At 39.2% G+C, this 16803-nt stretch carries 11 protein-coding genes; 6 read left to right on the forward strand and 5 right to left on the reverse strand.

The window, feature by feature from the left end; genetic code table 11:
* Positions 1 to 180 precede the first annotated feature (180 nt).
* Positions 181 to 2334 carry a type I pullulanase gene (gene pulA / locus CWR48_RS08130; RefSeq protein ID WP_115772737.1) on the reverse strand — a complete coding sequence of 718 codons (2154 nt, stop codon included), beginning with the start codon at positions 2332 to 2334 and terminating at the stop codon, positions 181 to 183.
* Between the two features lie 310 nt (positions 2335 to 2644).
* On the opposite strand from pulA, the gene glgB reads away from it, so the two are divergent.
* The 6 genes from glgB (at position 2645) to brnQ (ending at position 12767) form a co-directional block, all read left to right on the forward strand.
* Positions 2645 to 4573, forward strand: coding sequence for a 1,4-alpha-glucan branching protein GlgB (glgB, locus tag CWR48_RS08135; protein WP_342772442.1), 1929 nt, complete (start codon positions 2645 to 2647; stop codon positions 4571 to 4573).
* A complete protein-coding gene (locus CWR48_RS08140; protein ID WP_281270259.1) occupies positions 4558 to 5712 on the forward strand; it encodes a glucose-1-phosphate adenylyltransferase in 1155 nt (384 codons plus the stop codon). Before glgB ends, CWR48_RS08140 begins: the two co-directional genes overlap by 16 nt.
* Positions 5712 to 6818 (forward strand): glucose-1-phosphate adenylyltransferase subunit GlgD, encoded by a 1107-nt coding sequence (gene glgD, locus CWR48_RS08145; protein ID WP_115772739.1) that lies wholly within the window; start codon positions 5712 to 5714, stop codon positions 6816 to 6818. Before CWR48_RS08140 ends, glgD begins: the two co-directional genes overlap by 1 nt.
* Positions 6819 to 6848: 30 nt before the next feature.
* Positions 6849 to 8279: a glycogen synthase GlgA gene (gene glgA, locus CWR48_RS08150; RefSeq protein ID WP_115772740.1), complete on the forward strand. Its 1431-nt coding sequence runs from the start codon at positions 6849 to 6851 to the stop codon at positions 8277 to 8279.
* Positions 8280 to 8293: 14 nt separating this feature from the next.
* Positions 8294 to 10732: a glycogen/starch/alpha-glucan phosphorylase gene (locus tag CWR48_RS08155; protein ID WP_281270260.1), complete on the forward strand. Its 2439-nt coding sequence runs from the start codon at positions 8294 to 8296 to the stop codon at positions 10730 to 10732.
* 673 nt (positions 10733 to 11405) lie between these two features.
* Positions 11406 to 12767, forward strand: coding sequence for a branched-chain amino acid transport system II carrier protein (brnQ, locus tag CWR48_RS08160; RefSeq protein ID WP_115772742.1), 1362 nt, complete (start codon positions 11406 to 11408; stop codon positions 12765 to 12767).
* A 389-nt stretch (positions 12768 to 13156) separates the two neighbouring features.
* Here the strand turns inward: brnQ and CWR48_RS08165 are convergent, their stop codons facing one another.
* The 4 genes from CWR48_RS08165 to CWR48_RS08180 form a co-directional block, all read right to left on the reverse strand.
* On the reverse strand, positions 13157 to 13819 hold the full coding sequence (locus CWR48_RS08165) for a GntR family transcriptional regulator (RefSeq protein WP_115772743.1): 663 nt from the start codon (positions 13817 to 13819) through the stop codon (positions 13157 to 13159).
* A gap of 580 nt (positions 13820 to 14399) precedes the next feature.
* Positions 14400 to 14954: a 5' nucleotidase, NT5C type gene (locus tag CWR48_RS08170; RefSeq protein WP_115772744.1), complete on the reverse strand. Its 555-nt coding sequence runs from the start codon at positions 14952 to 14954 to the stop codon at positions 14400 to 14402.
* Positions 14951 to 16054, reverse strand: coding sequence for a bifunctional diaminohydroxyphosphoribosylaminopyrimidine deaminase/5-amino-6-(5-phosphoribosylamino)uracil reductase RibD (gene ribD / locus CWR48_RS08175; protein WP_115772745.1), 1104 nt, complete (start codon positions 16052 to 16054; stop codon positions 14951 to 14953). The genes CWR48_RS08170 and ribD overlap by 4 nt, the downstream gene beginning before the upstream one ends.
* A complete protein-coding gene (locus CWR48_RS08180; protein ID WP_115772746.1) occupies positions 16047 to 16802 on the reverse strand; it encodes a GTP cyclohydrolase II in 756 nt (251 codons plus the stop codon). Before CWR48_RS08180 ends, ribD begins: the two co-directional genes overlap by 8 nt.
* Between the last annotated feature and the right edge of the window lies 1 nt (position 16803).

A 16803-nucleotide genomic window follows, 5' to 3' on the forward strand; every position in this document is an offset into this window, starting at 1 on the left:
GCCAATGATACATATCCAAAATTCCCCTGTAAATACTCAGTGACAATCTTCATTTTAAATTCTTCACTATATTTGGCCATAAAAACACCCCCAAAAGTTAGATTTTCTACTCTAACTTTCGGGGGTCGGTACCTTGGCTGTAAGACCCCCACTTAATCAAGGAGAAACAAACTATCAACTCTACTCTACCTGTGATCCACCAATATTCACAAAAGAATTCGAATGTTCACTCCACGTTCCTTTCCTTGACTTTTGCAAAACGATTAATTCAAGTGGTTCGATGAACGTATATTCACCGATTACTGTACGCTCTTTGTTACTCTTTTGAAAGTCATTTGTAATTGAGACCTTCCAGTTTCCAGGTGACGGTAATTGGAGTGGCTGTTGTACTCTTGACGGATTAACATAGATAGAGAAATCCTCATCATCACCAAGCAAGGTGAAACCGAAAACAGGACTTGGTGTTTCTAAAATATAGAGTCTCCTGTTTATTTCCTCTTTAGAAGTCATCCGAAAGACATTGTATTTTTTCCTTAAGGCAATCAGGGATTTGACGAATTCAACCGAATCATTTTCTAATGAGCGCTTCTGCCAATCGAGTTGATTAATTGAATCGCCAGAAATATAACTATTTTCTATCCCAAATTTACTTCTAAACCATTCTTGCCCTGCGTGAATAAATGGTACACCTTGGCTTAATAATGTAATACCTGTAGCGAGTTGATGCATCTTCTTTCGATCCATTTCACTTGTATCTTTATTGGTTATCGCTAGTCGATCCCATAATGTATGATTATCATGACATTCCACATAATTGACCGTTTGTGTTACCTCAGATACGAAGGTTGATCCAGAAACAAGGGCAGGCAGTCTTTCGATAAATCGCCCTTTCCCATTAACATATCCTGTATCACCTGTTTGGAATAGGTTACCTTTTAAAGAATCGCGAAAGAAGTCATTGAAAAAGCGTGTGCCCTTAAGTTGGGCAGAATTTCTGCTCGTTGCTTTCCTATCCGATTCAAGTGCGGTTGAAAGCTCCCATCCTTCACCTAAAAGCATGATTGGTAAGGGTTCTTCCTTACAACGTTCCTCGATTTGCCGCATCGTTTCGATATCGATTGCACCCATTAAGTCAAAGCGAAACCCATCTACGCGGTATTCCCTCAGCCAGAAGTCAATGGAATCCAGGATGAACGCACGTGCCATTCCACGCTCTGTTGCGATATCATTGCCGACACCTGTTCCATTGCTAAGAATTCCGTTTTCGTGATAGCGGAAGTAATATCCAGGAACGATTTTTTCAAACGGAGACTCTTCCATAACAAAGACATGGTTAAAGACAACATCAAGAATGACAGAAATCCCCTCACGGTGGAAGGCACCAATCATTGCCTTGCATTCATTAATTCTTGCAAAGGGATTTTCCGGAACAACGGAATAACTACCCTCTGGTACTTGAAAATAGAGTGGGTCATATCCCCAATTATAATCTAGCGTTGGATTAAGCTCATCGACACGCGCATAATCATTAACCGGCAGCAATTGGACATGGGTACATCCTAATTCCTTAATATAGGATAGGGCTGTTGAGTAGCCATCCTGTGTTGCTGTCCCGATTTCAGCCAAACCTAGAAACTTCCCATTATTTGTTACGTTACTTGTTGGATGTATCGTTGCATCCCGAACATGTAATTCATAAATAATCGCATCTTGTAGGTTAGCATGTTTTGGTCTAAATGGATTGCTCTCGTCGACTTGCTTAAGTTTGGAAAAATCGACGATGACCCCTTTTTCACTATTCGGTAGGATTGCTTTTGCATAGGGATCATTAACGAGAATCGTCTTTCCATTTACATTCACCGCATATTCATAGGTAGCACCATGCCAGTTACCGGAAATCGTTGCATTCCATACGCCACGATCATGACGTTTTAATGAAAAAGATTGCTCCCCTAATATAACATTTACCTGGATGGCGGTAGGAGCCCAGACCGAGAAACTTGTTGCTGATTCCTTACACTGTGCACCAAGCACTGCGTCAACAGCGGAATATTGATTATCAAACCATCTTGTACGTACGATTGCACCAGCAAATACAGGGATATTCTGCTCTCCCCACTGGAGGATGAGCGGCTCTCCGATCGGAAGGTCCTCGTAGAAGTGGATTATGATCGTTGTTTCATTTATTTGGTTTTCAATATAGGTTTGAAAATACTTCTCCTTATTTTCCCAATAAATTATCGGCTCCACATTGAAATCTGGCTTTGAAGAACGATCGTTAAAGATGACGGTCAGTTTCCGGACATCATCAATCCAAGCAATAGTGGTATTCACGGAAGCAACTCCTTTATCAAACTTACCAGTTTATTATATGTTTCCTATTCCAGAAAAGGAATTAAATTTAAGTATCCATTAACAAAGAATAACCATTTGCGGGCGTTTGTAAACATAATTTAATAGATAATGATAGGATTCGCTAAAAACCGACAATATCCCTATTGATAACAAAGTTTCTGTCGAACGAATCTTCTGACAAGTGGGTTGATGTAGTAAATAAATCAAACTATAATTAATAATAATTATAAAATTGACATTTTGCATTATATTCATTAAATGCAGCCGCGTTCATATGAGGGGGAGCATATTGTACTACAACATTTCAGAGCAAGATATTTATCTATTTCATCAAGGTACAAATTATCGTAGTCACAAAATATTAGGTTGCCACCAAATTGAATGGGATGGTGCCCAGGGCTTTCGATTTGCTGTTTGGGCACCCAATGCAGACCGTGTGCTTGTTGTTGGAGATTTTAATCACTGGGATGGGGATCAGCACAGCCTAGAGAGAATTACGAATGAGGGTCTATGGGTAGGATTTTTCAAAGATATCCCAGCAGGTTCTGCGTATAAATATAAAATAATTTCTTCTAATGAACAGCTACCACTAAAGGCAGATCCTTACGCTACCGAATCGGAGTTGCGTCCAGCAACGGCATCATTAGCAACCGCCAATTCTACGTATGAATGGCAAGATGAGCAATGGCAAGTTGACAGGAAAGTGTACAACCCACATCAATCACCGATCTCTATTTACGAAGTACACTTAGGCTCGTGGAAGACGAAAGAATTGGGAGAATATTTTACGTACCGGGAACTTGCAGATGAATTGATTCCATATGTGAAGTCACTTGGATTTACCCATATCGAACTGCTGCCACTTTCAGAACATCCTTTTGATCTATCATGGGGCTATCAAACGACGGGTTACTTTTCCGTTACATCCCGATATGGGACGCCAGATGAGTTTAAGTATTTCGTTGATCAATGTCATCAACAACATATCGGTGTCATTATGGACTGGGTTCCGGGGCACTTTTGTAAAGATGATTTTGCACTGAGAAGGTTTGATGGGCGGCCGCTGTATGAATATGCCGATCCTAAGAAGGCTGAGAAAAAGGCATGGGGAACATTAACCTTTGACTTTGGGCGCCCTGAAGTACAGAGCTTCTTAATATCCAACGCACTTTTTTGGCTTGAAGAATACCGAATTGATGGCATCAGGGTCGATGCTGTTGCAAGTATGTTGCATTTGAACTTTGATCGTCCAGATGGTGAGGAGAAAATCTATAACACATTTGGTGGAGAAGAGAATCTTGAAGCATATGCTTTTATTCGTAAATTAAATGAAGTTGTCTTTTCTTTTAAACCAAGCACGTTGATGATGGCTGAAGATAGTTCTGATCTCCCTCTTGTGACTGCCCCGACTTATTCAGGCGGCCTTGGTTTTAACTTTAAGTGGAATATGGGTTGGATGAATGACATGTTGAAATACATGAAGAAAGAACCGGTCCACCGTAAGTGGCATCACAACTTACTTACATTCTCTTTTATGTATACTCATTCAGAAAACTTCCTATTACCATTATCACATGATGAGGTAGTTCATGGGAAGAAATCCTTATTGGATAAGATGCCTGGTGACCAGTGGCAACAGTTTGCCAATTTACGATTACTGTATGGATATATGATGGCGCACCCGGGTAAAAAGCTATTATTTATGGGGGGTGAACTCGGCCAATATGCAGAATGGAAGGATAAAGAACAATTAGACTGGCATCTATTAAACTATCCATTACATCACGGAATCTATACGTATGTAGGAGCCTTAAATCAGTTCTATCAGGATCATCCGCAATTATTCGAGTTTGATCATGACCATAGAGGTTTCGAATGGGTTGATCCGCATAATATTGATCAAAGTATCGTTGCATTTAGGAGAAAAGGCGAACAAACAGACGATGATCTTATCATCATATGTAATTTTACACCTGTAACTTATTATGACTATAAAGTTGGTGTTCCAGTTCCAGGGAAATATAAGGAGATCTTTAACTCTGACCGTGCTGCATTCGGTGGATCAGGGGTGACTAGTGACGCAGACCATTTCAGCTTTCCAGAGAAATGGCATGGATTGCCACAACACATCAAGATTAAAGTACCACCACTTGCTATTGCTGTTTTTCATCAAGACAATTCAATTTTGGAGGAGGATATAGATTGGAAGAAATTATAGGGATGTTATTAGCTGGAGGAGAAGGAAAAAGATTAGGTGCATTAACTCGTAATATTGCAAAACCTGCTGTGCCATTTGGTGGAAAATATCGGATTATCGATTTTACATTGAGTAATTGCACGAATTCTGACATTCAAACGTTAGGGGTATTAACGCAATATTCTCCACTCGAACTGAATCGTCATATTGGTGATGGGAAGCCATGGGATATGGATAGCGGCGCTGGCGGTGTGTCTGTACTTTCACCGTATACTGCCAAGAATGGTGGGGACTGGTATTCTGGAACTGCGGATGCAATTTATCAGAATATCCATTTCATCAATCAATATAATCCAGAATATGTCCTCGTTATTTCTGGGGATCACATCTACCAAATGGATTATCAAAAGCTGCTTGCACAGCATAAAGCTACTAAGGCGGATGCAACGATATCTGTAATCGAAGTTCCTTGGGAGGAAGCATCGCGATTTGGCATTCTGAATACAACGGAAAGCTTGCGTATCTATGAATTTGATGAAAAGCCTGCAAATCCGAAAAGTAATCTAGCATCGATGGGGATCTATATCTTTACATGGGAAACTTTAAAGGCGTATTTAATAAAAGACGCACAGAAGAAATCCTCTAGTCATGATTTTGGAAAGGATATTATTCCTGCGATGTTAGACAATGACCTTCGTCTCTATGCATATCAATTCGATGGGTATTGGAAGGATGTAGGGACGATCCAAAGCTATTGGGAAGCCAATATGGATCTGTTGGATGAAGATTGGGGACAGGCATTAAATAATAAGAACTGGAAGATGTATACAAATGATTCTAATTTCCCACCACAATATATAGGAAAAGGCGGAGTAGTTCATCATTCGCTTGTTAATTCTGGATGTTTTATTTACGGGACGATTGAAAGCTCAGTGATATTCAAAAATGTAGTCGTGGAGCGTGGGAGTATGATTAATCAATCTATCCTGCATCCTGGAGTAAAAATTGGGAAGAACGTAACATTAGAACGTGTAATTGTCATGGAAAATACGGAAATACCTGAGGGCACAAGTATCCGAATCAGTGAAAATGAAGAACCTCTCGTAATCAATCAAGAAATTTTATCAGGCATGCTGACGTTATCAGGGGAGGAAATTTAATGGATACAATGATGGGTTTAATTAACTTGGAACACGAGCATCATATTTTTAATGAGTTAACATATTTTCGCAACGGTTCCTCCATCCCGTTTGCAGGAAGATACCGCATGATTGATTTTGCACTTTCGAACATGGTCAATTCCGGTATACAGGAGGTTGCAATCTTTGCACGTTCAAAATTCCGCTCCTTGCTTGATCATCTTGGAACAGGTGAAAACTGGAATTTAGATCGAAGAAATGGTGGATTATACATCCTCCCACCTGATTGGAATGACCCAACGGATTTGTCGAGAGGGGACCTGCAATTCTTTCATAATAATCGCGACTATTTTCGTCGTGGTAAATCCTCCTATGTATTAATTAGCGGTAGTCAGTTCATCTCTAATACCGATTATCATGATGCCTTCAAATTCCATCTTGATCGTAAGGCAGATGTGACACTAATCTCAACAAAAGTTGAAGACTTACAGCCGGAACATAATTCGTATTTCCGGATTGAAGCGGATGATATTGGTTGGGTGCAAAATATCACAAATGATCGCAAGAATCCTACTCTATTTACAGGAGTTTATATTATTAACAAGGATCTGCTGATGGATATTGTGGATGATTGTATTGCATATAATAATAATCACTTCTTTGTTCATGGAATTAAAGACCGACTGGCAGATTTAAAAATACAAACCTATCGCCATCGTGGATATAGTGCGTTTGTGAACACGATTGAAAGCTATTATCGCCAGAATATGAAACTATTGGCAGAGGAAAACTATCGAGAGTTATTTTATCAGCCAACATTCGTACGCACGAAGATTTCAACAAGTCCTCCAGTAAAATATCGCAAAGATTCGGTTGTCAAAAATTCAATTCTAGCAAATGGATGTATCGTTGCTGGGGAGGTAGAAGACAGTGTTTTATTTAGAGGAGTTTCTGTGAAAAAGGGGACGACGATTAAAAATTCCATCATCATGCAGCGTTGTACGATTGATGAAGGGGTATATTTGGAAAATGTGATTTTGGATAAGGATGTTCATGTGACAGAAGGGCAACGGATTATTGGCTCGAAGGATAAGCCATATGTTGTTGCGAAAAGACAAACGGTTTAATCGTTAATCCGAAGAAAGGGGAGATATTAAATGGAAAACGTATTATTTGTAGCATCAGAATGTGTACCTTTTATCAAAACAGGGGGACTTGCAGATGTTATCGGCTCTCTGCCACAGGCGCTGAAACAGAATGAACAAATAGAACCACGTGTCATTTTGCCACTTTACGATGAAATAGCAGACGATTGGAAAGACAAAATGGAATATCTCACCTCCTTCGATGTTAAGCTAGGTTGGCGTATCCAGGAAGTAAGCATCTATACGATAACACATGATCAGATAATCTATTATTTTATTGCCAATGACTATTATTTCACGCGGAAGGGTATCTATGGTTATTATGATGATGGGGAGCGGTTTGTTTTCTTTAGCCAAGCGGTGATTGATGCGTTAGCATATCTTGATTTCGAACCAGATATTCTCCATGCACATGATTGGCAAGCAGGCATGGCGGTTGCGCTTGCGAATATTCTTAAGCCTATTGAAGGTATGAAAACTGTTTTCACAATCCATAATATTAAATATCAAGGTATCATGCCAATTGATACCTTTGCGAACTTTTTCAATCTGGAACGAGAGCATATCGGTGGTATGGAATGGGACGGAATGTTGAATTGCTTAAAAAGCGCTTTGTTCCATGCAGATAAAATAACAACGGTAAGCCCGACATATGCGGAGGAAATAAAATATCCGTACTATGGGGAAGGATTAGAACCGATGCTGCTCGAACGTGAGCAGGATTTAATAGGGATTCTTAACGGAATTGATACGAGGGAATATAATCCATTAACAGACCCGAATCTTAGTGTGAATTATCGCTCTGCCAGGTCGAAGAAAATTGAAAATCGTATTGTCCTTCAAGAGAAGCTTGGGCTACCAATCGAAGGCAATATGCCACTATACATCATTGTAACAAGACTTGTAGAACAAAAAGGTCTACATCTTGTGCAAACGATATTAGAAGAGTTTATTCAAGAGGATGTTCAGTTCATTTTACTAGGTACAGGTGAGCCTGAGTTTGAACATTATTTCTCGAATCTAGCCTATCGCTATCCGGATAAAGTGGCGGCCCTGATCACATTTGATGAGGGGCTAGCAAGACAATTATATGCGAGCGCAGATTTCTTCGTGATGCCGTCCAAATTTGAACCATGTGGTTTAGCGCAACTTATTGCCTTACAGTATAAAACCGTACCGATTGTTCGGGAAACAGGTGGTCTAAAGGATACGGTCATCCCATATAACGAGCTGACTGGTGAAGGAAATGGATTTAGTTTTGCAAACTATAATGCACATGAATTATTACGTGTATTACGTTACTCTTTAGCAATTTATCATTATCAAACAGAGTGGCAGCAGTTACTGCGCAATGTGAATAAGAGCCAGTTCAGTTGGAAGGATTCAGCTCATGAATATAGTAATCTGTATGAACAATTAGTCCCTACACCAATCTATCGATAGGAGAGATGATTTCTTTGGTACAGTTAACGGCAAGCGATCTAAAGGAACAAATAATACACAAGCTAATGATCGATAGAGGGATTGAAGTATCTGACGCTACCGGTAAGGATGTTTATTATGCCCTAACGTCTGTTGTCAATGAGAAAATAAAGCCACAATGGTTTCAGACAGAAGAGAAATATAAAAGGGAGAATAATAAACAAGTATATTATTTGTCGATGGAATTCCTAATTGGAAGATTACTTGAAAGCAATCTTCTAAATAACGGAATGTTTGCTGTTGCCAATGAGGTGTTGGTAGATTTAGGATTCAACCCTGCGGAAATTTATGCAGTGGAGCATGATGCTGGTTTAGGAAACGGTGGTTTGGGCCGTTTAGCAGCTTGTTTCTTAGATTCGCTTGCATCGTTAAACTATCCTGGTCATGGATACGGAATTCGCTATCGTTACGGACTATTTGAACAGCGTATTATCCATGGAAATCAAGTAGAGCTGCCAGATTATTGGTTGAAGGATCCATATCCATGGGAAACGAGAAATGAGGAAGAAGCGGTTGTTATTCAGTTTCATGGTGATGTACATATGTTCAAACGGAATGATGGTACATTAGAATTTAAATATGAGAATACAGATAATGTAATGGCTGTCCCATATGATATTCCTATCCTTGGATATGAAAATGAGGTCGTAAATACATTACGGTTATGGAGCGCAGAAGCTGTTTTCCAAGATAATGGGAAGTTGATTGGCGAGCATAAGGAATTTTATCGTGACCTTGATCATCAGCATTCAATAGAGCAAATTTCCGGATACCTATATCCTGATGACTCTAGTCTAGAGGGAAGGGAATTACGCTTAAAACAGCAATACTTTCTCGTTTCTTCAAGTATCCAGAATATCATTAAATACTATAAGAAAAATAATCGAAAATCATTGAGTCACTTGCCTGAAAAGGTGGTAGTTCAAATTAATGATACCCATCCAAGTCTGGCAATTCCAGAATTGATGCGGATTTTAATGGATGAGGAGCGGTTTAGCTGGGATGCAGCATGGGAGGTTACAACAAGTGTATTCGCCTATACAAATCACACAACCTTGAGCGAGGCATTGGAGACATGGCCAAAAGACATGATTCAAAATTTATTGCCTCGTATTTACATGATAATCAATGAAATTAATGAGCGGTTCTGTAAAGATGTTTGGCTGAATCATGAAGAATTACAGGATAGAATTCATGAGATTGCCATTATCGCTGATGATCGTGTACATATGGCTAGACTTGCTATTGTTGGCAGTTTTAGCATAAACGGGGTTGCACGCATTCATACAGAAATTCTCAAGAAGCAGGAAATGAAGACTTTCTATACACTTTTTCCTGAGCGCTTCAATAATAAGACAAATGGTATTACCCACCGTCGTTGGTTGCTCCAAGCAAATCCCGAGCTAGCAAATTTAATTACCGATGTCATTGGTCCACAATGGATTAAACGACCAAAACAGTTAATCAGCTTGTTAAAGTATTCTAATGATAAAGGATTACTAGAGAAATTTGATCAAGTGAAGCATGAGAATAAGAATGCACTTGCGAATTATATTTATCAGCAGACAGGAATTTTAATTGATAATCAGTCGATTTTCGATGTCCAAATTAAACGACTCCATGAATACAAACGCCAGCTACTCAATATATTTCATGTAATTTATTTGTATAACGAGTTAAAGGAGAACCCGAATCAGGATTTAACTCCAAGAACGTTTATATTCGGTGCGAAAGCTGCGCCAAGTTATCATATGGCAAAGGAAGTAATTAAACTCATTAATACGGTTGCTTCCATCGTGAATTATGACAAAGATATTCAAGGGAAATTAAAAGTTATTTTTCTGGAAAATTATAATGTTAGTCTTGCAGAAAAGATTATTCCAGCAGCAGATATTAGTGAACAAATCTCAACTGCTAGTAAAGAGGCTTCTGGTACGGGAAATATGAAGATGATGATGAACGGTGCATTGACCCTTGGTACACTTGATGGTGCAAACATCGAAATCAATGACTTAGTCGGAAATCAAAATATGTTTATCTTTGGATTAACATCGGATCAAGTATTGGATTATTATCAAAATGGTGGATATAATGCCCAAGATATTTATAACACAGATGACCGGATTAGAAGAATATTGGACCAACTAAATCAAGGCGAATTTGGTATCCATGATATGGAGTTTAAAGACATTTACTATAATATTCTCTATCATAATGATCCTTACTTTGTACTGAAAGATTTTGAGCCTTATTTGGAAGCACATGAGCTTGCAGAACGTGCATATCGCGATCGGACAACATGGTTGAATATGAGTGTAACGAATATTGCTTATTCCGGTAAATTCTCGAGTGATCAGACGATACAGGAATATGCAACAGATATTTGGAAGATTAAGCGTAGCCAGGGTCTTTAAGCTTCTTAAAATCGGTAAAATATGTATAGGATTCTAGGCAAGACCATTCCCGAATTGAAATAGTGGGAGTGGTCTTTTTCGGTAGCTTAGGAAACTATAAAATTGGACGCTGTGGAAAACTTAATTACCGAGAACAGCCACGTCCAGCTCCAGCGCCCGTGCTCCTAGCGCGACTTCCCTCACCTCCGTAATCTAAGTCAACCGCTTACGCTCCCAAAGAGTTTCCTTTATCTCCAAAGGCAAGGAGAAGTTCGACTAAGTTCGCCACGTCCTGTGGCAACGTCGAACCACCTCACGTCCTTGAGGGGCAGTCCGTACACAGCTCAAACGGCGCTTCCGCTTTTGTTTGTTTTGTTTGTTAACTAAGAGGCGATAAGCGTATTCATGCTCATCGATTAACGAGGCTGAATGCAGTAATGAAAAATATATCATACAATTACAAGCAATTGGCGTCAAAAGGTCGAAAGTTGTAAATTGATTGCATTACTAATGGTTTATTATAGAAAGCGATTACTTTACATTAAGCAAGTAAATTGTTTGGAAATTTGTTGCGATATATTGCATTATGCTGAAAAAGGTAGTATGATAACAAATATCACACATGTTTGGTCTAAATTATCTGAATAGAGTAAAAAATATGTCGTAGAACGATACCAACTAGGGGGAACATAATATGAAAGACAAGGAGATAACATTTGGTGCATATTTAGCAATTGGATTTATGCTATTTGCCTTATTTTTTGGAGCAGGAAATTTAATCTTCCCTGCACAGTTGGGACAGAATGCTGGAACAAATCTTTTGCCAGCAATCATCGGATTTCTAATTACTGGAGTAGGACTTCCATTACTTGGAATCTTGGCGATGGGCTTTTCAGGCAGTAACAACTTACAAGAACTTGCAAGTAGAGTTCATCCGATTTTTGGTGTTCTCTTCACGTCATTGCTTTATTTAACGATTGGATCATTTTTTGCAACACCAAGAACTGCAACAGTTGCATATGATATAGGTATTTCAACCTTTGTTAGCGAAGGATTTCAAGGTGGCGCATTAATAATATTCAGTTTCCTTTTCTTTTTGATTACAGCACTATTCTCTATGTACCCAGCAAAGATTGTAGATAATGTAGGGAAATTATTAGCACCTTCACTTGTAGTATTACTTGTTTTTCTTTTGATTACAGCTTTGGTTAATCCAATGGGGGCGATCCAGCCACCATTAGAAACATATACAAGTGGGGCATTTGGACAAGGATTCCTTGAAGGATACAACACGATGGATGCAATTGCATCGCTAGTATTCGGTATTATTGTTATCAATATTGTAAAATCAATGGGGATTACATCTAGATCAGGTATACTACGTGCAACTTCGAAATCGGGTATTATTGCAATTTCATTATTAGCACTTATTTATGTAGGAATCGGGTATTTAGGAGCGACAAGCACGAGTATTTTAGGGTTCTTTGATAATGGTGGACCCGTTCTTAGTGGGGCTGCTGGCTACTATTTCGGAACGATAGGATTGATTTTACTATCAATTGTTATTATCCTTGCATGTTTAACAACTGCAATTGGATTAATCACTGCGAATGCAGAGTACTTCCAAACATTAATCCCTAAAGTAAGCTATAAAGCATTTGTTATTTTCTTTTCTGCTTTCTCATTTGTTGTTGCTAACTTTGGATTGACGAATATCATTACCTATTCACTTCCAGTGCTAATGTTCTTGTATCCATTAGCAATTGTGCTGATGATTCTAACGTTCTTGTCACCGTTGTTCCAGCATAAGCGTTTTGTTTATGTTGCAACAACGATTGTCACATTTTTCGTTAGTATTATTGATGGATTGAAAGCATTATGTAATTCACTTGAAATCGGCTATTTTAACTGGCTGAGTCCTATTATTGATCTTTATGAAACATACCTGCCATTGTATAAGCAGGGACTTGGATGGCTACTGCCGGCTCTTGCCGTCATCGCTGTAACAGGAATTATCGCTCGTACCCAAAAATCAACCGCAACACAAGAAGCATAAGCATATAAAAAATCCGGCTCCTTCATTAGGAACCGGACTTTTTATATATGTTCTAGCTTAGGAAACTATAAAATTGGACGCTGTGGATAACTTAATTACCGAGAACGGCCACGTCCAGCTCCAGCGCTAAAGCTGTAGCGAGACTACCCTCACCTCCGTACGACAAGTCAACATCGATTCGCTAGGATTAAGGAAGGCCGACTAAAATCGGGCATTCGCCAACGTCGGCATACCCCTAAAGTGAAGGGGCATGTTTCCTTTATCTCAAAAGGCAAGGAGAAGTACGGCTAAGCTCGCCACGTCCTGTGGCAACGTCGAATCACCTCACGTCCGTGAGGCGCAGTCCGTACACAGCTCAAACTAGCTTTAAGCTTTTGTTCTTGGCAGTCTTAACTTTTTCCTTCTTCTTCAAATGCCCCAATCGTTCGTAACCAGTTTTCCTTCATTATTAATGCAATATTTTCCTTATCACCTTGCTTTAACAGTGAAATTATCTTTGTATGGTCATCAATCGATTGTTCGGTAAGTGTAATGGAATTATGATAAAACAATCGTCTAACATGCGCCTGGAGTGATTCGATAACTTTTGTGATATATGGGTTATTTGCAGTGAAAACAATAATATGATGGAAATCTTCATCAAATTTTAAAGCTGCATAGAAGTTTTTAGAGTGGATTGCACTCGCAAATCGCTCATTTGTGCTCTCGAGCAACTTGATTGTTTCATCGGATATATGGGAAATAGCTAATTCGGCTGAAAGGGCTTGTAAGGATGCTAGAGGGGGGAGAAGATCTTTGATTGCTTCCCTATCTATTTCCGTTACCTGTGTCGCTTTTCCGGGGTACATTTTTACAAAGCCTTGAACTTCTAGGAGCTGTAATGATTCGCGAATCGGTGTTCGACTAACGCTTAGTGCTTGCGCAAGATCCGTATCATTCAATTTTTCACCCGGTAGCAGTGTTCCATCAATAATCCATTGTTGTAGCTGTTTAAATGCATTTTCTTTAGCGGATTGCCGGACAGGTTTTGCATGGTCAGTTGGTATAGGCATCGAATTCCCCCTTACGAAATTTCTATCTATACAAACAGTATACAGCAAAAGTGTGCAAAGTTAAATATGCAATATATTGCTGAATGTGGATTTCTTAAATGAACGTAAAATAGAGAGTGGAAATGCGAGGAATAGATGAAGTAGAATGGATTATATGTCGCTATTTGTATAAACTTCGGACTAGTTTAGGATGATATTTTGCCTCCTGTTCCACCGCTCCAGAAATACACTACGCTTTCCGCGGGGAGCTGGCGAGCATTCTTGTGCTGACGCACTGCGAAGTCTCGCCTAGGCTCTTCTTCCCGCAGGAGTCTCCGTGTATTTCTTCCGCTGGGGATAGTGCAGAATCTAGCGAAAAAGAATGACAAAACCACTAACTATCCACGCCGATTGTAGCAAAATACTGGAGACTCGTGTACGAATAGTAACTGCTGGCAAGTTCTGAAATCATAATTATCACTAGTCCGCACTTTATATCAACTACTCATCAAAGCTTCATGACCCGAAAATGAAGAAATTTGTTAGAAAGTAGCCATTAGAAAAAAGAGGCAGAGAAAATAGTGTGATACTATCTTCTCTGCTAAAATAGACGATCGGTCCAGTTAATTATTCGTGGGAAATCATCGTGATGACGATTGTAGGATTGATCCTTTAAGTATAATTTTGTCTTATTACCCTTGAGTGTGTGGAGTATAGTGGGCTTATCATCCACGTAATAGTCAAGCTGCAAATCACGGATGATATCGACCTTTTCATGATCCTGCATCCCATAGAAAAAACGATCATGATGAACAGGGAAACCTTGTTCTGTTAACCACTGTTTGGTTCGCTCACCATGTTCATTTGGTCGAGCTGTAATATAGTATATTTCATTACCACGTTCAGCAAGGGTTAGTAATGTTTCAAGCGCTCCTGGGAAAATGGGGCAGTCTGTATAATAGATTTCTTCGAGAGAAAGGTTCCACATCGACTTACCCTGTTCATCGGTCAAACCAAAAGGTTCGTGGATTTCGACCCTTTCAATCGCATGAAAAACACCGATTTTGATATTTTTATTTAACTTTTTATTGTATATATGAAAGGCATGTTCTCTTAGATTGATTAATGTATCATCGATATCAAAGCCGAATCTCATTTACTATCATCCTTGTATATTGGATAGCCTGTAAACTTAAAGTCTGGTCCAATTGGCGAAATCGTAATATCCGCTAATTCTACTGCATCTTGCATCTTATCAATTCCAGTTCCTTCAAGAAAAGAGGGGGATTCACTTCCACCAATAAGCTTTGGTGCCATATAGAGAACAACTTTATTAATTAATTTATTTTCGAAAAAGGCTGCATTTATATTCCCTCCACCCTCAATAAGAACCGACGAGACACCTTTTTCACCTAACCCAGTTGCTACATCTGTTGGGTTAACCGAATCAACACCGGACGTTACAAAGATGGAGATACCTAATGCTTCCAGTTTGCTTCGTTTTTCTTTGTCATGATTCTGGCTAGTAAATATCCATGTTTCTGCTTGATTATCGGTAATTAACCCGGCATCTAGTGGGATTCTCAATTTAGAATCCATTACAACACGAATCGGATTCCTGCCATTTGGAATTCGAGCGGTTAATGCGGGGTCATCCTTTAATACCGTGTTTATTCCTACCAATATTGCTTTGTTTTCACTTCGAAGCTGATGAACATCAAGCCTTGCTTGTTCCGATGTAATCCATTTGCTATTAAAAGAATGGGAAGCAACTTTTCCATCCAGTGTAATACCTGATTTTAACGTAATGAATGGTTTCTGCTGGATGATATATTTATTAAACACTTCATTCATTTTGATGGATTCTTCTTCTTTTATGCCAGTGATAACTTCAAGACCTGCATCTTGTAGTATTTTTACACCATTCCCTGCAACAATTGGGTTTGGATCTAATGTAGCGATGATAACCTTTTTAATTCCTGCTTCGACAATCGCATTTGCACAAGGACCTGTCCTACCGTGGTGGGAGCATGGTTCTAGTGTGACATAGATGGTGCCACCCTTCGCCTTGTCACCAGCCATCCGCAATGCATTAATTTCAGCATGGGCTTCTCCAGCTTTCATATGGGCACCCACACCGACAATCCGATTATCATTCACAATAACAGATCCTACTAATGGGTTCGGATCTGTTTGTCCTTTCATTGCTTGCGCGTTATTAAGTGCTAAATCCATATAGAATTCATGGTTACTCATTTGCGCAATTCCCTTCAGCCTCTAGATGACCAGACTTGTTAATCTTCGTTTGCAAATATTTTTCATTGTATTCGGAAACGTCACCCCATAATGGTACTCTACCAGCAACATACATACCCGAATTCTCTAATGCTTCTAGCTTATTCGGATTGTTAGTTATTAGCGTTACAGGTTTTGTGCGCAGGCTTTTTAATACTTGAATCGCATCATCATAATTTCTAGAGTCATTAACAAAGCCAAGACTCTCATTTGCTTCAACTGTATCATAGCCATTTTCTTGTAAAACATATGCCATTGCTTTTGAGAATAAGCCAATTCCTCTTCCTTCATGATTTGCTAAGTAAAACAAAGCTCCTGTACCATGTTCCGTGATTTTCTTCATCGATTGTTTCAATTGGAAACCACAATCACATCGTTTGCTGCCGAATATATCTCCTGTATGGCAGATTGAATGCATTCGGATCAATGCATCTGAATTGTTTTCAAAGTCACCATAAACAAGAACACTGGACTGCTGATATTCAGCAAGGTTAGATGACGATAGCTTTTCGATGATCTTCTCATAATCCTCTGTTACCTCATCATAATTCAACCAGCAATACCATTTGAATTCGACTGTCTCACCATATAAATTAACGGGGAGCTTAATTGGCCCCACCAAGTATATTGCACGATCATTCGATTTTATTAATTGTATTTTATCCTTTAAAACGGAATAAACTTTAGATTCAAGCCTCATTTTTTCCATG

Origin of the sequence: Oceanobacillus arenosus, from assembly GCF_003369575.1 — a bacterium.
GTDB lineage: Bacteria > Bacillota > Bacilli > Bacillales > Amphibacillaceae > Oceanobacillus > Oceanobacillus arenosus.

Bases quoted from the DNA above. Each gene is read 5' to 3' on its own strand.
- glgD (WP_115772739.1), top strand. From the start codon at position 5,712: ATGGATACAATGATGGGTTTAATTAACTTGGAACACGAGCATCATATT.
- glgA (WP_115772740.1), top strand. From the start codon at position 6,849: ATGGAAAACGTATTATTTGTAGCATCAGAATGTGTACCTTTTATCAAA.
- brnQ (WP_115772742.1), top strand. From the start codon at position 11,406: ATGAAAGACAAGGAGATAACATTTGGTGCATATTTAGCAATTGGATTT.
- CWR48_RS08165 (WP_115772743.1), bottom strand. From the start codon at position 13,819: ATGCCTATACCAACTGACCATGCAAAACCTGTCCGGCAATCCGCTAAA.
- CWR48_RS08170 (WP_115772744.1), bottom strand. From the start codon at position 14,954: ATGAGATTCGGCTTTGATATCGATGATACATTAATCAATCTAAGAGAA.
- ribD (WP_115772745.1), bottom strand. From the start codon at position 16,054: ATGAGTAACCATGAATTCTATATGGATTTAGCACTTAATAACGCGCAA.
- CWR48_RS08180 (WP_115772746.1), bottom strand. From the start codon at position 16,802: ATGGAAAAAATGAGGCTTGAATCTAAAGTTTATTCCGTTTTAAAGGAT.